Source organism: Pseudomonas sp. JDS08PS003, from assembly GCF_045013505.1.
Classification (GTDB): domain Bacteria; phylum Pseudomonadota; class Gammaproteobacteria; order Pseudomonadales; family Pseudomonadaceae; genus Aquipseudomonas; species Aquipseudomonas protegens_B.
This window is the reverse complement of the sequence record NZ_CP120724.1, coordinates 3,278,015-3,295,352: the sequence shown is the minus strand read 5'-3', so window position 1 is coordinate 3,295,352 and position 17,338 is coordinate 3,278,015. Positions and strand designations below refer to the sequence as shown.

The window sequence follows — 17,338 nt, the reverse complement described above, 5'->3', positions numbered from 1 at the left end:
TGCGAGGGCATTGTTTGTCGACCTCAACTGCGTTGCTCAACGAAAAAGCCGCCACCGGAATCGAAGGCCTGGACAACATCCTCTCCGGAGGATTGTCACGCAGCCATGTGTTCCTGCTGGAAGGTGAACCCGGAACCGGCAAGACCACCGTGGCCTTGCATTTCCTGCGTGCCGGCGCCCTGGCCGGCGAGCGCTGCCTGTACATCACGCTCTCGGAAACCGAGCGCGAACTGCGTCAGGGCGCAACCTCCCATGGCTGGACGCTCGACGACAACATCCACATCTTCGAGCTGACCCCGCCGGAAAGCCTGCTCAATGCCGAGCACCAGCAAAGCCTGCTGTATTCCTCGGACCTGGAGCTGGGGGAAGCCACCCGGCAGATCTTCGAAGTGGTGGAACGCTTCAAGCCGACGCGGGTGGTGCTCGACAGCCTCTCGGAAATCCGCCTGCTGGCCCAGAGCTCCCTGCGCTACCGGCGGCAGATCCTGGCGATCAAGCACTACTTCGTGCGTTATGACGCCACCGTGCTGTTACTGGACGACCTGACCACCGAATCCCTGGACAAGACCGTGCACAGCGTGGCCCATGGGGTGATTCGTCTGGAGGAGCTGACCCCCAGCTACGGCGCCGAACGCCGGCGCATCCGGGTGGTGAAATACCGGGGCCAGAAGTACCGCGGCGGCTTTCATGACTTCACCATCATGGGCGACGGCGTCCATGTATTCCCCAGGCTGGTGGCTGCCGAACACCGAGGCCGCTACGAGCGCCTGACCTTGACCTGCGGCATCAAGGAGATGGACGCGCTCCTGGGAGGCGGCATCGAAAGCGGCTCCAGCACCCTGATCCTCGGCCCCGCCGGTACCGGCAAGTCGCTTATTTCGATGATCTTCGCCGCGGCCGCCGTGGCCCGGGGCGAGAAGGCCGCGCTGTTCATCTTCGACGAAGAACTGGGGCTGCTGTTGGAACGCATGCGCAACATGGGTATCGACCTGGAGGCCCTGCAAGCCACCGGCAACCTGGTGATCGAACAAGTGGACGCTGCAGAACTGTCCCCGGGGGAGCTGTCCTACCGGGTCCGGCGCTGTGTCGACCAGCAACGGATCAAGACCGTGGTGATCGACAGCATCAACGGCTACCAGGCGGCCATGCCCGAGGAAAATGCCCTGGTGCTGCACATGCACGAGCTGCTGCTGTACCTCAATCGCCAGGGCGCCGCGACCTTCATGACCGTGGCCCAGCATGGCCTGGTGGGCGACATGCAGGCCCCGGTGGACATCACCTATCTGGCGGACACCGTGGTCCTGCTGCGCTACTTCGAGGCCCTGGGCAAGGTGCGCCGAGCCATCTCCATCATCAAGAAACGCACCGGCAGCCACGAATCCACCATCCGTGAGTACCGCATCAGCGCGCGCGGCTTGACCATCGGCGAACCCCTGGAAGCCTTCCAGGGCGTACTGCGGGGCGTGCCCACCTACCTGGGCGAAAGCACACCGCTGCTTCGGGAAGAGGGACGATGACCCAGGGCCTGGCATTTTCCGAGCGCGCCCTGGTGCTCACGCCCCACGGCCGTGACAGCCAGCTGGCGCAGATGATGCTCAACGAGGCGGGATTCAGCAGCCTGATCAGCCCTCACCTGCCGGCCCTGTGCGCAGAGCTGGAGCACGGCGCCGGGCTGGTGATCATCGCCGCCGAGGCTTTGCGCGGGGCCGACCTGGAACCCCTGTTGCGTCATCTGGAGCAGCAACCGGCCTGGTCCGACCTGCCCATCGTGCTGCTGACCCAGCACGGCGGTCCGGAGCAGAATCCGGCCTCACGCTTCAGCGCCCCCCTGGGCAACGTCAGCTTCCTTGAACGCCCTTTCCATCCGGCCACCCTGATCAGCCTGGTGAGCGCCGCCCTGCGTGGCCGACGCCGGCAATACGAAGCCCGGGACCGGTTGATCGACCTGAGCCAGAGCGAGCTGCGCCTGCAACGCACCCTGGAAACCCTGGAGCAGCAGGTGCAAGAACGCACCGCGCAACTGCGACACAACGAGGAAGCCCTGCGCCAGTCGCAAAAGATGGAAGCCGTGGGCCAGCTCACCGGAGGCATCGCCCATGACTTCAACAACATGCTCACCGGCATCATCGGCAGCCTGGAGCTGCTGCGCCGGCGCCTGGCCCGGGGTCGCACCGAGGACCTGGACCGACTGATCGACCTGGGGGTCACCTCGGCCAATCGCGCCGCCGGCCTGACCCATCGCCTGCTGGCCTTCTCGCGACGCCAGTCGCTGGACTCCAAGCCAGTGGAAATGAATGCCCTGGTGACGTCCATGGGCGAACTGCTGCAACGCAGCCTCAGCGAAAGCATCCAGCTGGACATGCACCTGTGCCCGCAACTGTGGGTCGCCGAGGCCGACCCCAACCAGCTGGAAAGTGCCCTGCTCAATCTGGTCCTCAACGCCCGGGACGCCATGCCCAATGGCGGCCGGCTGCTGGTGGAAACCCTCAATCAGCACCTGGGCCCGGACTTCACCCAGGCCCACGACAACCTCGAACCCGGCGACTACGTGCAGCTGCGAGTCAGCGACAATGGTTGCGGCATGCCCGACGCCATCATCCATCGGGTGTTCGACCCCTTCTTCACCACCAAGCCCATCGGCCAGGGCACCGGGCTCGGTCTGTCGATGATCTATGGCTTCAGCAAGCAGTCCCACGGCCACGTGTCCCTCAACAGCACCCTGGGCCGGGGCACCGAGGTCAGCCTGTACCTGCCGCGCTTTCGGGGCAGTGCGGAGCAGGATGAACAGCCGCTGGAGCAACAGTCGGAAACCGCGCAGAACGGCGAGACGGTGCTGATCGTCGAGGATGATCCCGCGGTACGGGTGCTGGTCAGCGCGGTACTCGGCGAGCTGGGCTATGCCTTTGTTGAAGCCGGCGACGCTCGTAGCGCCATGCCGATCCTCGATTCGGGGCAACGCATCGATCTATTGATCAGCGATGTGGGCTTGCCGGGCATGAACGGCCGGCAACTGGCGGAGATCGGGCGGCAGATCCGCCCGCAATTGAAAGTCCTGTTCATCACCGGCTACGCCGAGCACGCCGCCGCCCGTGGCGGCTTCCTCGAGCCCGGCATGCAACTGATCACCAAGCCCTTCACCTTCGACCTGCTGACGGCCAAGGTGCGGGAGATGATCCGCGACTGAGGCCCGGCTCAGGCCAGCAGTTGCTGGATCTGCTCCTGCAGGCTGTTGAGGTCGAAGGGCTTGGCCAGGATCGGTGCCTTGCGGGTGATGGGGCTGCCGCATTCGAGGATTTCGTTGGGGTAGCCGCTGATGAAAATCACCTTGAGGTCCGGGCGCAGCTTTACGGCCGGTTCGGCGATCATCACCCCGGTAATGCCGCCAGGCAGCCGGTAGTCGGTGATCATCACATCCAGGTGCGGCTTGCTGGCCAGGATCTCGAACGCCTGCTCGCCATTTTCGGCCTGGAGTACCCGGTAGCCCAGGCCCGACAGGTAGTCGGCCAGCAGCATCAGGATGACGGGTTCATCTTCGACGATCAGTACGACGTCTTGTGCATCTTCACTCATGGAAAACCTTTGCTCGATCAATTTCTGCTGTTACGACCATTGGGTCACGCAGAGGTTGCGTCTGCGTGACGCTTTTCGCGATTCGCCGGCAAACCGGCTCCTACAGTCAGGCCAGGGGCAGGCTGACGCGAAACAATGCGCCTTCGCCAATGCGACTTTCGACACTGATGGTGCCGCCGTGGGCAGTGACGATCTGCTCGGAAATGAACAGCCCAAGCCCGAGGCCCGCTGCTACGTGACTGGCGCTGACCCGCTCGAACTGCTGGAAAATCCGCTTCTGGTTGTCTTCGCTGATGCCGATCCCGTGATCCCGCACCTCGACCCGCGCCTCGCCGTCCTGGGCATAGACCCGGACTTCGATGGGGCTCTTGGCGCCGTAGCGCAAGGCATTGGTCAGCAGGTTGGAAATCACCTGTTCGATGCGGAATTCATCCCAGTGGCCTTGCAACGGCTGCTCGACCTCCAGGCTCAGGGATGATTGCGCGGCTTCCACCTGGGGCGCGAAGTTCTCCACCAACCCGCGTACCAGTTGCGCCAGGTCAAACTGTGACGGGCGGATCGACAGCTTGCCGGTGCGAATCCGCGAGATGTCCAGCATGTCCTCGATCAGGCGGATCAGGCTTTTGATCTGGCGCTCGTCGCGATCGACCATGGCGTGCATCTTGTCCAGGCTGAAGGCCGCTGCGTTCTCCCGGGCCAGGTGCATCTTGCGCAGTTGGGTTTCCAGGATCAGGCCATTGAGCGGCGTGCGCACTTCATGGGCGACGATGGACATGAAGTCATCGCGCATGCGCACCGCTTGCTCCAGCTCGTTCTGGGTGGCCTGAAGCTTATTGAGCAACGCCTCCTGCTCACGCCGGCTCTGCTCCAGGGCCTCGACCTGCTGTTTCATGGCCTTGCTCTGGCGATACAGGTCAACGAACACATTGACCTTGCTCTTCACCGCGTGGATGTCCAGGGGCTTGTGCAGGAAGTCCACCGCCCCGCTCTCGTAGCCCTTGAAGGCGTAGTTGAGCTCGCGCCCGGCGGCACTGACGAAAACGATGGGGATGTTCTTGGTCTTCTCGGTGCCGCGCATCAGCTCGGCCAACTCGAAGCCGTTCATGCCCGGCATCTGTACATCAAGGATGGCCATGGCGAACTCATGCTGGAGCAGCAGCGACAAGGCTTCATCGGCCGACAGTGCCTTGTACACCATGCGGTCCTCGCGCTTGATCAGCGCTTCCAGGGCCAGCAGGTTCTCCGGCAGATCGTCGACGATCAGCAGCTTGGCTTGAATAGTACTTAACATGGGGGTCGTTCCAGCTCGGCAAGCAGACGGCTGATGCCGCGCAAGGTGAGAATGTAATCCGGTTGCTGCAGGGCCAGGGCCGCTTCCGGCATGGTCGCGACATGGGCTTCACGGGGGTCCTGGACAATGGTCAGGCCGCCCTGGCGCTTGACCTCCGCCAACCCCTGGGCGCCGTCCCGATTGGCACCGGTCAGGAGCACTGCGGCCAGGTTCTCGCCGTAGGCATCGGCTGCGGATTCGAACAGGTAGTCGATGGCGGGCCGAGAATGGTGCAGCCGCTCCTCCTGGCTCAGGGACAGGCTACGGTCCTGCTCCACCGACAAGTGATAACCGGGGGCAGCGAAATACAAGGTGCCAGGGACGATCTGCTCCTTGTCGTCAGCCTCCTTCACCGGCAGCGCCAGGCGCCTGTCGAAGACCTCCGCCAACTGGCTGCGGCGTTCGTCCGGCAGGTGCAGGACCACGATCACCGGCAGGCGAAAGTCCTGGGGAAAGTCACTGAACAGACTCAACAGGGCCTCCACGCCACCGGCGGATGCGCCCACCACAACGGCCTCGACCCGTGGCCAGAGGTTGTGCCCGGCAATCTGCTGATTCATGTCTTGCGGTAGATCCGTTCTTGTTTGACCAAGGGTTCGAAGTGTTTGCCATAGGCGGAAAAATCCAGGGTCTCCTTACTGCCCAGCACCAGGAAGCCCCGATGGCAAAGCGACTCGTGGAACAGTCCGAAGGCTCGATCCTGCAATTTTTTATTGAAATAAATCAATACGTTACGACATGAAATTAATTGAGTTTCTGAGAATACGCTGTCGGTCGCCAGGCTGTGATCGGCGAAGGTCACGTTCTCCCGCAGGCTCTTGTCGAAAATCGCGTAGTCGTAGGCCGCAGTGTAGTAGTCGGCAAAGGAACGCTGGCCGCCGGCCTGCTGGTAGTTGTGGGTGTAGGCCCGCACGTTCTCCAGGGAGAAGATGCCTTGTTTGGCCTTCTCCAGGGAGCTGGGGTTGATGTCCGTGGCATAGATGATGGTGCGCTCCAGCAGCCCCTCTTCGCGCAACAGGATGGCCATGGAATAGACCTCTTCCCCGGTGCTGCAGCCGGCGATCCAGATCTTGATCGACGGGTAGGTCTTGAGCAACGGCACCACTTCCTGGCGGATCGCCAGGAAGTGCGACGGATCGCGAAACATCTCGCTCACCGGAATGGTCAGGAACTGCAGCAACTGCATGAACGCCGTCGGGTCGTGCAGCACCCGCTCCTGCAGCGCGGAAATGGTCTTGCACTCGAACTGACGCAAGGCATGGTTGACCCGACGCTTGATCGAAGCACCGGAGTAGTCGCGGAAGTCGTAGCTGTATTTGAGGTAAATAGCTTCGATCAGCAAACGCAGTTCGATCTCGGTATTACGCTCCACTAAATTCTTTCCATCTTGGGTAGCCACACGCGGATAAGCGAAAACAGGCGGTCGAGGTCAATGGGCTTGGCCAGGTAGTCATTGGAGCCGGCCTGGAGGCAGCGCTCCTGGTCATCCTTCATGGCCTTGGCGGTTACGGCGATGATGGGCAGCTTGCGCCAGCGCGGGTCCTTGCGGATCTGCACCGTGGCTTCGAAACCGTCCATCTCCGGCATCATCACGTCCATCAGCACCAGGTCGATATCCTCGACTTCATTGAGTCTGGCGATGGCCTCATGGCCGTTACGGCCGATCACCACCACCGCACCCTTGTGTTCCAGGGCACTGGTCAGGGCAAAGATGTTGCGCACGTCATCATCCACCAGGAGGATCTTGCGCCCCTCGAAGACCTTGTCGCGGCTGCGGGCGGTCTTGAGCATCTTCTGCCGCTCATGGGACAACTGGGATTCGACTTTGTGCAGAAAAAGCGTCACTTCATCCAGCAGGCGCTCCGGCGAGCGGGCGCCCTTGATGATGATCGAGCGGGAATACTTGCGCAGCTCGGCCTCTTCATCCCGGGTCAGGTTGCGCCCGGTATAGACGATCACCGGCGGGAAGGAGCAGATGTCTTCGGTGGACATGCGCTTGAGCAGGTCGTTGCCCAGCATGTCCGGCAACTTGAGGTCGATGACCATGCAGTCGTAGACATTCTCGCGCAGCAGGTCCAGGGCATCCTGGGCCAGGCCCACGGCCGTGATCTCGATATCGTCGTCGCCGATCAGCCGGGCAATGCTGTCGCGTTGCAGGTCATCGTCCTCCACCAGCAGCACGCGCTTGACCTTCTGCGTCAGCTTGGCTTCCAGGCGGGCGAAGACGTCCTTGAGTTCCTCGCGGGTGGTGGGTTTGACCGCGTAGCCCACGGCGCCCATGTGCATGGCCGCTTCCACCCGGTCTTCCACCGAGATCACGTGCACCGGGATGTGCCGGGTCTGGGCATTTTCCTTGAGGCGCTGCAGCACGGTCAGGCCGGAATGATCGGGCAGGCGCATGTCCAGCAGGATGGCGTCCGGCATGTACTGGGCGGCCAGGCTGTAACCCTCGTCGGCGCCATGGGCTACCAGGCAGTGGTAACCCAGTTCGTGGGCCAGATCGAAGAGGATATGCGCAAAGTTAGCCTCATCTTCCACCACCAGGATGCAGCGGCTGCTGAACGGGGCCTTGTCCCGGTCATCGGCGAAGCGCGGGATCTCAACGCCTGGCACCTCGGCCACCGGCAGCGGTGCACTGGGCGCAGGGGGTGCCGCCACTGGCATCACCGCCGGCACTGGCGCCAGCACTGGCTGGGCCGCTTCGCTGTACTGCTCCGGCAGCACCAGGGTGAAAATGCTGCCCCGTCCCGGTTCGCTGCTGACGCTGATGGAGCCTCCCAGCAAGGTCGCCAGATCCCGGGAAATCGACAGCCCCAGGCCGGTACCGCCATAACGCCGGTTGGTGGTGCCGTCGGCCTGGCGGAAGGCTTCGAAAATGCTGTCCTGCTGGTCCTGGGCGATGCCAATCCCCGAATCCTGCACGGCGAAGGCGATACCGGCCCCCGGCTGAGCGGAAACGGTCAGGCTGACCTGGCCCTTTTCGGTGAACTTGACCGCGTTGGACAGCAGGTTCTTGAGTATCTGCTCGACCCGTTGGCGATCCGTGAACAGCCTCTGTGGCGCCCCCGGCTGCAGCTCCACCTTGAATTCCAGGCCCTTGTCCGTGGTCAACGGCTGGAACAGGCTGCGCAGGCCGTCCACCAGACGCGGCACGCTGGCATTTTCCGGGCGCACTTCGAGCTTGCCCGCCTCGACCTTGGAGATATCCAGGATGTCGTTGATCAGGTTCAGCAGGTCGTTGCCGGCGGAGTAGATCGACTCGGCGAACTTGACCTGCTCGGCACTGAGGTTCTCCTGGGGGTTTTCCGCCAGCAACTTGGCCAGGATCAACGAACTGTTGAGCGGCGTGCGCAGTTCGTGGGACATGTTGGCGAGGAATTCGGACTTGTACTTGCTCGAGCGCTGCAGTTCTTCGGCACGCTCTTCGAGCTGGGTCTGCGCCTCGTTCAGCTCGTTGTTCTTGCGGTCCATGGCGTCGCGCTGCTCGGCCAGGATCTGCGCCTGCTCGGCCAACTGTTCGTTGGTCTGCTCCAGTTCGACCTGCTGTGCCTCCAGGTGCACCTGGGACTCCTTGAGAATCCGCGACTGCTCCTCCAACTCTTCGTTGGCGGTTTTCAGTTCTTCCTGCTGCACCTGCAACTCTTCGTTGAGTTGCTGGGTTTCGGCCAGCACTTCCTGGAGGCGCTGGCGATAGCGCGCGGCTTCGATGGACGTACCGATATTGCCGGCAATCAGTTCCAGCAACTCCACATCGCGGTCGCTCAAGGCCCGCAGGAAGCCCAGTTCGATCACGCCATTGACCCGGTCGTCATCGCGGGTCGGCACCACCAGCACACTGCGAGGCGCGCCTTCGCCCAGGCCGGAGCTGACCTTGAAGTAGTCCGCCGGCACATCGTCCAGGCGGATCAGGCGCTTGTGCTGCGCGGCCTGGCCCACCAGGCCCTCATCGCCGTACAGCGCCTGTTCTTGCTGTTCCTGCTCCCGGGAAAAACCATAAGAGGCCACACGCTTGAGGCCGCCGTGGTCTTCGCGGACATACAAGGCCGCCACCGGCGTCCCCAGGTAGTGGGCGCAGAACTGGAGGATATTGCGCCCCAGCAGGTTCAGGGTCAGTTGGCCGAGCATCTGTTCGGCCAGTTCAGTCTGGCCGTTGCGCAGCCAGGCCTGCTGCTCCAGGCGCCGGGCGCTTTTTTCCTGGGCCTCGAGGTTGTCGCTGTAGCTTTTGGACAGCGCCAGCAGATCCCGACGCCCGACATAGGCCAGCAACGCGCTGATGCCCACCACGAACAGCAGGTACAGGGCCACGCTGAAAATCGTGGTGCGGCTGACGCTTTCATTACGCTCCAGGCGCAACTGCTGCTCCATGACCACCGCGTCCTCGTACTCCTTGCGGATCTCGTCGGTCAGGCGCTTGCCCCGCCCGGCCTGCACCGCACCCCGGTAGTCGCCGTTCTGCCGGCGCAGCTCGATCATGCTCTGGGCGAAGTTGTTCCACTCCACCTGCAGGGCTTCCAGGCGCTTGAGGCGGTCCACCTGCTGCGGGTTGTCGGCGACCAGATCGCGCAAACCATTGAGCTCGCTGAGGATGCGTGGCTTGGCCACCTCATAAGGGTCGAGGAAATGCTCATCGCCGGTGATCAGGAAGCCGCGCATGCCGGTTTCCAGGTCGATGGTCAGGCGCGCTGCCTCGTTGAGATTGTTGATCACCCGGTCAGTGTGCTGCACCCACTGGATGACCGAGAGCAAGTAGGTGATCAGGGACACGAAAAAAACGGCGCTGAGCACGCCTACACCAAGGGGCAGGCTGATGTTGCGGGTCAGCAGCTTGCGAAAACTCTGTTCATCAACCGAGGACGGACGGATCATTTGATGGACCTAGGCGCTGGTAAAAAAAACGAAGTTTGCCCCACATTCGGCCATCGCAGCTATTTTTTATAACCCATGGGTTCACAACTGCGATTTGACCTGCCCTGGGACAAAGGAAGCGGTTATTCTTGCCGGCGCTTGTACAACAGCATTTTTCTGTACAGCTTCGGGAACTTGTGGCCAGGCGCCACTTACTGATGCACAGGGCCGCCTGTCGCAGCGCCCCGTACTATCCATTTCTTGAGAGAGACCCTATGCCCGCCAGCGCCTCCACCATCCTAGTCGTCGAAGACGATGCCATCGTGCGCATGCTGATTGTCGATGTTCTCGAAGAGCTCGAATTCAGCGTCCTGGAGGCTGATGGCAGTGACGCCGCGCTGAGCCTGCTGGAAAACCCGGGACAGACCATCGACCTGTTGATGACCGATGTCGGCCTGCCCGGCATGAACGGCCGTGAACTGGCGGAGCGTGCGCGGCAACTGCGCCCGCAACTGCCGGTGCTGTTTGCCAGTGGTTATGCCGAGTCCATCGACGTGCCCGCCGGCATGTCAGTGATCGGCAAGCCGTTCTCCATCGACCAGTTGCGGGACAAGGTACGCAGCATCCTCGGTTGAGCCCGGCGGCGGCCTGATCCGCCGCTTGCGCGCTGTGGTTTAATGGCGGCCTTTTTTTGCCCTTGCCTGCCAGGAACCGCCCCTCATGAGTCCCACCGCCGCAACCAAAGTCCTGATCATTGGTTACGTCTGGCCCGAACCCCGTTCGTCCGCCGCCGGCGGGCACATGATGCAGATCCTCCAGAGTTTCCTCGACCAGGGCTGGGAGCTGACCTTCAGCAGCCCGGCCAACGAGGGTGAACACAAGGAAGACCTGGCGGCCCTGGGCATCCGCGAATGCCCGATCGAGCTCAACAACAGCAGTTTTGACCGCTTTGTCGCCGAGCTGGCACCGGACATCGTGCTGTTCGACCAGTTCATGATGGAGGAACAGTTCGGCTGGCGGGTCGAACAACACTGCCCGAATGCCCTGCGTGTCCTGGAAACCTCGGACTTGCAATGCCTGCGCCATGCCCGCCACCAGCGCCTCAAGGACCACCTCAAGGCCTGCGCCGACGAAGATGACTTCAGCGCCCTGTTCACCCAGGCCGCGGCGCAAGAGTTCCAGCACATGGCCGACACCGATCTGGCCAAGCGCGAGATCGCCGCCATCTACCGCTGCGACCTGAGCCTGATGATCTCCCAGGTGGAGATCGAGCTGCTGGTGCAGCAGTTCCGCCTGCCCCCGGCCCTGCTGCACTGGTGCCCCCTGATGCTGGAACAACTGCCACAGGACTTCGTGCCCTTCGAACAGCGGGCGCACTTTCTCAGCATCGGCAATTTCCGCCACGCGCCGAACTGGGACGCGGTGCTCTGGATGAAGAACCGCGTGTGGCCGCTGATCCGCCAGCAACTGCCCGGCGCCCAGTTGCACCTGTATGGCGCCTACACCCCGCCCAAGGCGGCAGCGCTGCACAACCCGGCCCAGGGTTTCCACATCATGAACTGGGCTGAAGACGCGCTGCAGGTGATGAGCGCCGCACGCCTCTGCCTGGCGCCGCTGCGTTTTGGTGCCGGGATCAAGGGCAAGCTGCTGGACGCCATGCTCTGCGGCACGCCCAGCGTCACCACGCCGATCGGCAGCGAATCCATGTCCCAGGATGGGCTGCCCTGGCCGGGCGCGGTGGCCGAGTCGGCCGGCGACCTGGCGGCCGCGGCAGTGCGCCTGTATCAGGACCAACAGTTGTGGGAACAGGCCCAGACGGATGGCCGGCGGTTGCTTGAGGCGCGCTACCGCCAGCAAGTCCACGGCCCGGCGCTGATCCAGCGCCTGCAAGACTGCCGCCAGCACCTGGAACAGTTGCGCCGGGACAACTTCACTGGCGCAATGCTGCGACACCACCATCACAAGAGCACCCAATACATGGCGCAATGGATCGAAGCGAAAAACCGCCCCGCCCCATAATCCCCCGCCCCAACGGGGCAGACAGACGAATTCCATGTAGGAGCCGGCTTGCCGGCGAAGAGGCCCACAAGCCCTGCATCGCCCTTGAGGACACCTTCGCTGGCAAGCCAGCTCCTACTGGTGCGTTAGCAGGGCACGAGGCATTATCAGCGGGGCCAACAACAAGAACAGACCCGCGCCATGAGTCGAACCGGCAAGATCACTGACCCCTCCTACGAGTTGATGGACGACCACAACGGTCTGTCGATCATCTATCGCCAGCACGGCTTCCCCTGCCCCCTGGTGCGCTGGCACTTCCACAAGGAATACGAACTGCACCTGATCGTCGCCAGCTCCGGCAAGGTGTTCATCGGCGACTACATTGGCAACTTCTATCCGCAGACGCTGTTCCTGACCGGCCCCAACCTGCCCCACAACTGGATCAGCCAGGTGGCCGAGGACGAGGTCGTGGCCAAGCGCGACATGCTGGTGAACTTCACCGACGAACTGTTCGACAGCGGCAGCCAGGTGTTCACCGAGTTGAAGAACCTCGCCCCGCTGCTGGAGCGGGCGCAATACGGCATCGAGTTCCGCTGCAAGCACACCATCGCCCAGGCGCTGCCCTTGATGCAGCGCATTGCCGATTCCAGCGGCATCACCCGCCTCGGCCACTTTTTCATCCTCATGGAACTGCTGGCGGCCTGCGACGACTACCAACTGTTGTCCGGCGCCACCCGCGCGCAACTGGCGGATGAACACAGTGTCGACCGCACCAACCGTGCCGTGGACTACATCTTTGCCCACTACGCCCGAGAGCTGCCCCTGGAGGAAGTGGCCGAGTACCTGGGGATGAAGCCCACCTACTTCTCCCGGGTGTTCAAACAGGCCACGGGGCGCTGCTTCATCGAGTTCGTCAATCGCCTGCGGATCAGCAAATCCTGCGAACTGCTGGCCGATGGCGACAAACCGGTGACCGACGTGTGCTTCGAGTCGGGATTCAACAACATCTCCAACTTCAATCGACGCTTCCAGCAACTCAAAGGCATGACCCCTTCCCACTACCGCCGCCTGGCGGTGCAACGCCTGACCGAACAGAACCTGGGCTGATCGCCCCGCCCCGTAGGAGCTGGCTTGCCAGCGAAGGCGTTCCAATGCCCTGGGCAGGGCTCGCGGGCCTCTTCGCCGGCAAGCCGGCTCCTACATAGCGCGAACATTGGTAAACAAATCTCGTTCAGCTTACGTTCAGCAGTTGTCAATAATCTTCATTTGGCAATGAGTATCATTATGTTACAAATTGATTCCTTGTCTCATTTGCCCGCCGGTGCTGAATGCTCGTTCCATTTCTGATCATGCTGCGCGAAGGGATTGAAGCCGCGCTTATCGTTGGCATCATTGCCAGCTACCTGAAGCAGACCGGCCGTGGCCAGTGGATGCCTGCGGTGTGGATCGGGGTGTTTCTCGCCGCGGCCCTGGCCCTGCTGGTGGGCGGCGGCCTGGAACTGATGAGCGCCGAATTCCCGCAAAAGCAGCAGGAACTCTTCGAGGGCATCGTCGGCCTGGTGGCCGTAGGCATTCTCAGTTCCATGGTGTTCTGGATGCGCAAGGTCGCGCGCTCGATCAAGCACTCCCTGCAAGCGTCCCTGGACCAGGCCCTGGCCGGCTCCCGGCATCAGGTCACGGCGCTGATCGCCATGGTGTTCTTCGCCGTAGCCCGGGAAGGCCTGGAAACCGTGTTCTTCCTGCTGGCGGTGTTCCAGCAGAGCGAAGGTCCCGGCGCGCCGATTGGCGCCCTGCTGGGGCTGATCGTGGCGATCATCGTCGGTTTCCTGATCTATACCGGCAGCATGCGCCTGAACCTCGGCGCGTTCTTTCGCTGGACCGGGCTGTTCATCCTGGTGGTGGCCGCCGGCATCCTCGCCAATTCGGTGCAGGCCCTGCATGAAGCCGGGGTCTGGAACCATCTGCAGACCGTGCTCTTCGACTTCAGCGCCAGCCTGCCCATGGATGGCCCACTGGGCTCGGTGCTGGCTGGCATGTTCGGTTACCAGGACGCACCCACCCTCAGCACCCTCGGCGCCTATGTGCTGTACCTGGCCGTGACCCTGGCGCTGTTCTTCCTGCCCGGCGGCGCCCCGGCCAAGGCGCCCGGCTCAGCGTCTTCCGTTTCCAGTCAGTAAGGCTCCCCAATGACCCAGCAAGCCTCTCCTCAGGCCTCGCCTCCCCGCGCCTTGCGCTGGGCGGTTGCCGGTTCGGTGATCGTCATGATCGCCGCCGGCGGGCTGTTCTATTACGCCTCGCAATTGGCCGCCAGCAAGCGCCAGGCCCACCAGGGCGAAATCACCGTGACCATCCATCCCCACAGCTGTGAGCCCAACGCGCTGACGGTGCCGGCAGGCCACGCCAGCTTTCGCATCGTCAACCGCTCGGACCGCGCCGTGGAATGGGAAATCCTCGATGGCGTGCTGGTGGTCGAGGAACGGGAGAACATTGCCCCCGGCCTGAGCCAGGTGATCAATGCCAACCTGGCGCCCGGGGACTACGCCATCACCTGCGGCCTGCTGAGCAACCCTCGCGGCACCCTGCACGTGAACCCCACCGCCGAGTCCGACGCCCAGGCCAAGGCGCGGCCGTCGATGGTGGCCTTCATCGGCCCGCTGTCGGAGTTCCGGGTCTACCTGAGCACCCAGGGCAGTGCCCTGATCAAGGCGGTGAGCGCCCTGCAACAGGCCATCGATGCCGGTGACCTGAAACAGGCCCAGGCCCTGTACCTGCCGGCCCGCGCCGCCTACCAGCAACTGGCCCCGGCCGCCCAGCGCCTGGCCGAGCTGGACAACGCCATCAACGCCCGCGCCGACTATTTCGAACAGCGGGAACAGGACCCGGGCTTCAGCGGCTTCCATCGCCTGGAATACGGCCTGTTCCAGAAACGCGACCTGGCCGGCCTGGCTCCGGTAGCCCAGCGCCTGTCCAGCGACGTCTCGCGCCTCAAGGAGCAGTTGCTGGCCCAAACCCTGCCGCCGGAACAACTGGTCAGCGTGGTCGCACGCTCCATCCGCAGCCTTGCCGACCTGCGGGCCAGCAGCGGCGAGGAAGAACGCTACAGCCACAGCGACCTCAACGGTTTTGCCGCCAACCTGGCGACCACTCGCAAGGTCATCGACCTGCTGCGCCCCTTGCTGGCCAAGTCCGCCGCCCAGTTGCTGCCCCAGGTCGACAACGCCGCGAATGCCCTGGACACCCGTCTCGCCAGCCTGCGCGACGGCTTCGGTTACCTGGACTACGACAAGGTCAGTGCCGAACAACGCAAAGAGATCGCCGACAAGGCCAAGGCCCTGGCCGACGCCCTCGACGCCATCGATCCCGCACTCGGCCTTTCCGGCCTGTAACCAGACGAGTTTCCAATGAACGATTCAGATCAGTCCAACCCGTCCTTTTCCGCCCAGCGCCGGCGCGTGCTGCTGGGCATGGGCGCCGCCGGGGTGGCCCTGGCCGGCAGCAGCCTGAGTGGCCCGGCCATGGCCGCCGGCGCCGCGGCCCAGGTCACCGAGGCCCCCAGCAGCGACAAGACCCAGGACCGCCATGACTTCCATGGCCAGCACCAGAGCGGCATCGTCACCCCGCGCCCGGCCTCGGGCATGCTGGTGTCCTTCGATGTGCTGGCCAGCGACCGCGACGACCTGGAGCGACTGTTCCGCACCCTCAACGAACGCATCGCCTTTCTCATGAGCGGCGGCCCGGTGGCCCAGGTCGACCCTAAACTGCCGCCCCTGGATTCCGGCATCCTCGGCCCGGTGGTCACCCCGGACAACCTGACCATCACCGTGTCGGTGGGCGAATCGCTGTTCGACGAACGCTTTGGCCTGGAAGCCGCCAAACCCAAGCGCCTGATGCGCATGGTGGGTTTTCCCAACGATGCCCTGGAGCCGGCCTGCTGCCATGGCGACCTGAGCCTGCAGTTCTGCTCCAACACCGCCGACACCAATATCCACGCCCTGCGCGACATCGTGAAGAACCTCCCCGACCTGCTGCTGGTGCGCTGGAAGCAGGAAGGCAGCGTGCCGCCCCAGGCCCCGGCCAAGCCCGGGCAGCCGGCACAAAGCGCGCGCAACTTCCTGGGCTTTCGCGATGGCTCGGCCAACCCCGATTCCAATGACCAGCAGGCCATGCAGCAGATCGTCTGGGTCCAGCCCGGCAGCGACGAACCGGCCTGGGCGGCCCATGGCAGCTATCAGGCGGTGCGGATCATCCGCAATTTTGTCGAGCGCTGGGACCGCACCCCGCTGCAGGAGCAGGAAAGCATCATCGGCCGAATCAAGACCACGGGCGCGCCCATGGATGGCCAGAAGGAAACCCAGGTGCCCGACTACGCCCGTGACCCCCACGGCAAGCTGACCAAGCTCGATGCCCACATCCGCCTGGCCAACCCGCGCACCCCACAGACCCGGCAGAACCTGATCCTGCGCCGGCCGTTCAACTACTCCAACGGGGTCAACAAGAACGGCCAGCTGGACATGGGCCTGCTGTTCATCTGCTACCAGGCGGACCTGGAAAAAGGCTTTATCGCGGTCCAGACCCGCCTCAACGGCGAGCCTCTGGAGGAGTACCTCAAGCCTACCGGCGGCGGTTACTTCTTCACCTTGCCGGGCGTTACCGGCGCCGGGGATTTCATTGGTCGCTCGTTGCTCGAAGCCACCCGACCGAACACCACGGCCTAACCCCCATGACACCCCAACCCCCACGGAAAAGTCCCATGAAAAAGTCGCCTCTCGCTGTGTTGCTGACCCTTGGCTTGCTCCACGCACCGCTTTCGGCGTTCGCCGCCACTGCGCCCCTGGAGCTGGTGGGGCCGATCTCCGACTACAAGATCTACGTCACCGAGCAACTCGATGAGCTGGCCAGCCACACCCAGCAGTTCACCGATGCGGTGAAAAAGGGCGACCTGGCCAGCGCCAGGAAGCTCTACGCGCCGACCCGGGTCTACTACGAGTCGATCGAACCGATTGCCGAACTCTTTAGCGACCTCGATGCCTCCATCGACTCCCGAGTCGACGACCACGAGAAAGGCGTCAAGGCCGAAGACTTCACCGGCTTCCACCGCCTGGAATACTCGCTGTTCTCGGAAAACAGCAGCGAAGGCCTGGGCGAGCTGGCCGATGGCTTGAACAAGGACGTCAAGGACCTGCAGACCCGCGTCGCCGGCCTGACCTTCCCGCCGGAAAAAGTCGTGGGTGGCGCTGCTGCGCTGCTGGAAGAAGTGGCCGCGACCAAGATCTCCGGTGAAGAGGACCGCTACAGCCACACCGACCTCTACGACTTCCAGGGCAACATCGACGGTGCGAAGAAAATCGTCGACCTGTTCCGTGGGCAGATCGAGAAACAGGACAAGGCCTTTGTTGCCAAGGTGGACAAGAACTTCGCCGCGGTGAACAAGATCCTCGCCAAGTACAAAACTCCTGACGGCGGCTTCATGACCTACGACAAGGTCAAGGAAAACGACCGCAAGGCCCTGGTCGGTCCGGTCAACACCCTGGCCGAAGACCTCTCCACCCTGCGCGGCAAACTGGGCCTTAACTGATCCCAAAACCCAACCCGCCC

14 protein-coding genes are annotated in these 17,338 nt (G+C 63.2%); 9 read left to right on the top strand and 5 right to left on the bottom strand.

Translation table 11 applies throughout. The annotated features are described in order from the left end of the window. The first annotated feature begins 14 nt into the window (after positions 1 to 14). Together P7C00_RS15150 and P7C00_RS15145 are read left to right on the top strand one after the other, a co-directional pair. Complete coding sequence (locus P7C00_RS15150) at positions 15 to 1,517, top strand: ATPase domain-containing protein (protein ID WP_346632816.1); 1,503 nt, start codon at positions 15 to 17, stop codon at positions 1,515 to 1,517. Continuing rightward, a complete protein-coding gene (locus P7C00_RS15145; protein ID WP_404939725.1) occupies positions 1,514 to 3,184 on the top strand; it encodes an ATP-binding protein in 1,671 nt (556 codons plus the stop codon). Before P7C00_RS15150 ends, P7C00_RS15145 begins: the two co-directional genes overlap by 4 nt. 8 nt (positions 3,185 to 3,192) lie before the next feature. Here P7C00_RS15145 and P7C00_RS15140 read toward each other — a convergent pair whose 3' ends face one another. The 5 genes from P7C00_RS15140 to P7C00_RS15120 form a co-directional block, all read right to left on the bottom strand. Further along, a complete protein-coding gene (locus P7C00_RS15140; protein WP_011061530.1) occupies positions 3,193 to 3,570 on the bottom strand; it encodes a response regulator in 378 nt (125 codons plus the stop codon). A 106-nt stretch (positions 3,571 to 3,676) separates the two neighbouring features. Beyond that, positions 3,677 to 4,861 carry a hybrid sensor histidine kinase/response regulator gene (locus tag P7C00_RS15135; RefSeq protein ID WP_346632814.1) on the bottom strand — a complete coding sequence of 395 codons (1,185 nt, stop codon included), beginning with the start codon at positions 4,859 to 4,861 and terminating at the stop codon, positions 3,677 to 3,679. Next, positions 4,855 to 5,460, bottom strand: coding sequence for a chemotaxis protein CheB (locus tag P7C00_RS15130; RefSeq protein WP_404939723.1), 606 nt, complete (start codon positions 5,458 to 5,460; stop codon positions 4,855 to 4,857). The genes P7C00_RS15135 and P7C00_RS15130 overlap by 7 nt, the downstream gene beginning before the upstream one ends. Beyond that, positions 5,457 to 6,272: a protein-glutamate O-methyltransferase CheR gene (locus P7C00_RS15125; protein WP_011061533.1), complete on the bottom strand. Its 816-nt coding sequence runs from the start codon at positions 6,270 to 6,272 to the stop codon at positions 5,457 to 5,459. Before P7C00_RS15125 ends, P7C00_RS15130 begins: the two co-directional genes overlap by 4 nt. After that, on the bottom strand, positions 6,272 to 9,766 hold the full coding sequence (locus P7C00_RS15120) for a response regulator (RefSeq protein WP_346632812.1): 3,495 nt from the start codon (positions 9,764 to 9,766) through the stop codon (positions 6,272 to 6,274). Before P7C00_RS15120 ends, P7C00_RS15125 begins: the two co-directional genes overlap by 1 nt. 254 nt (positions 9,767 to 10,020) lie before the next feature. On the opposite strand from P7C00_RS15120, the gene P7C00_RS15115 reads away from it, so the two are divergent. From P7C00_RS15115 to efeO (P7C00_RS15085), 7 genes are all read left to right on the top strand, one after another. Next, positions 10,021 to 10,380 (top strand): response regulator, encoded by a 360-nt coding sequence (locus P7C00_RS15115; RefSeq protein ID WP_346632811.1) that lies wholly within the window; start codon positions 10,021 to 10,023, stop codon positions 10,378 to 10,380. Between the two features lie 85 nt (positions 10,381 to 10,465). Continuing rightward, positions 10,466 to 11,764, top strand: coding sequence for a glycosyltransferase (locus tag P7C00_RS15110; RefSeq protein ID WP_404939721.1), 1,299 nt, complete (start codon positions 10,466 to 10,468; stop codon positions 11,762 to 11,764). Positions 11,765 to 11,944: 180 nt separating this feature from the next. Then, a complete protein-coding gene (locus P7C00_RS15105; protein ID WP_346632809.1) occupies positions 11,945 to 12,850 on the top strand; it encodes an AraC family transcriptional regulator in 906 nt (301 codons plus the stop codon). Between the two features lie 221 nt (positions 12,851 to 13,071). Next, on the top strand, positions 13,072 to 13,920 hold the full coding sequence (gene efeU, locus P7C00_RS15100) for an iron uptake transporter permease EfeU (RefSeq protein ID WP_346632808.1): 849 nt from the start codon (positions 13,072 to 13,074) through the stop codon (positions 13,918 to 13,920). Between the two features lie 9 nt (positions 13,921 to 13,929). Beyond that, on the top strand, positions 13,930 to 15,129 hold the full coding sequence (gene efeO / locus P7C00_RS15095; protein WP_346632807.1) for an iron uptake system protein EfeO: 1,200 nt from the start codon (positions 13,930 to 13,932) through the stop codon (positions 15,127 to 15,129). 15 nt (positions 15,130 to 15,144) lie between these two features. Continuing rightward, entirely contained in the window at positions 15,145 to 16,458 is a 1,314-nt protein-coding gene (efeB, locus tag P7C00_RS15090) for an iron uptake transporter deferrochelatase/peroxidase subunit (RefSeq protein WP_346632806.1), read from the top strand. A 35-nt stretch (positions 16,459 to 16,493) separates the two neighbouring features. Then, entirely contained in the window at positions 16,494 to 17,318 is an 825-nt protein-coding gene (efeO, locus tag P7C00_RS15085; protein WP_346632805.1) for an iron uptake system protein EfeO, read from the top strand. The last annotated feature ends 20 nt before the right edge of the window (positions 17,319 to 17,338 follow it).

What these genes read in the sequence shown, in the direction of transcription:
- P7C00_RS15130 (WP_404939723.1), bottom strand. Translation starts at nt 5,460, where the DNA reads ATGAATCAGCAGATTGCCGGGCACAACCTCTGGCCACGGGTCGAGGCC.
- P7C00_RS15110 (WP_404939721.1), top strand. Translation starts at nt 10,466, where the DNA reads ATGAGTCCCACCGCCGCAACCAAAGTCCTGATCATTGGTTACGTCTGG.
- P7C00_RS15115 (WP_346632811.1), top strand. Translation starts at nt 10,021, where the DNA reads ATGCCCGCCAGCGCCTCCACCATCCTAGTCGTCGAAGACGATGCCATC.
- P7C00_RS15105 (WP_346632809.1), top strand. Translation starts at nt 11,945, where the DNA reads ATGAGTCGAACCGGCAAGATCACTGACCCCTCCTACGAGTTGATGGAC.
- efeU (WP_346632808.1), top strand. Translation starts at nt 13,072, where the DNA reads ATGCTCGTTCCATTTCTGATCATGCTGCGCGAAGGGATTGAAGCCGCG.
- efeB (WP_346632806.1), top strand. Translation starts at nt 15,145, where the DNA reads ATGAACGATTCAGATCAGTCCAACCCGTCCTTTTCCGCCCAGCGCCGG.
- P7C00_RS15145 (WP_404939725.1), top strand. Translation starts at nt 1,514, where the DNA reads ATGACCCAGGGCCTGGCATTTTCCGAGCGCGCCCTGGTGCTCACGCCC.
- P7C00_RS15140 (WP_011061530.1), bottom strand. Translation starts at nt 3,570, where the DNA reads ATGAGTGAAGATGCACAAGACGTCGTACTGATCGTCGAAGATGAACCC.
- efeO (WP_346632807.1), top strand. Translation starts at nt 13,930, where the DNA reads ATGACCCAGCAAGCCTCTCCTCAGGCCTCGCCTCCCCGCGCCTTGCGC.
- P7C00_RS15135 (WP_346632814.1), bottom strand. Translation starts at nt 4,861, where the DNA reads ATGTTAAGTACTATTCAAGCCAAGCTGCTGATCGTCGACGATCTGCCG.
- efeO (WP_346632805.1), top strand. Translation starts at nt 16,494, where the DNA reads ATGAAAAAGTCGCCTCTCGCTGTGTTGCTGACCCTTGGCTTGCTCCAC.
- P7C00_RS15120 (WP_346632812.1), bottom strand. Translation starts at nt 9,766, where the DNA reads ATGATCCGTCCGTCCTCGGTTGATGAACAGAGTTTTCGCAAGCTGCTG.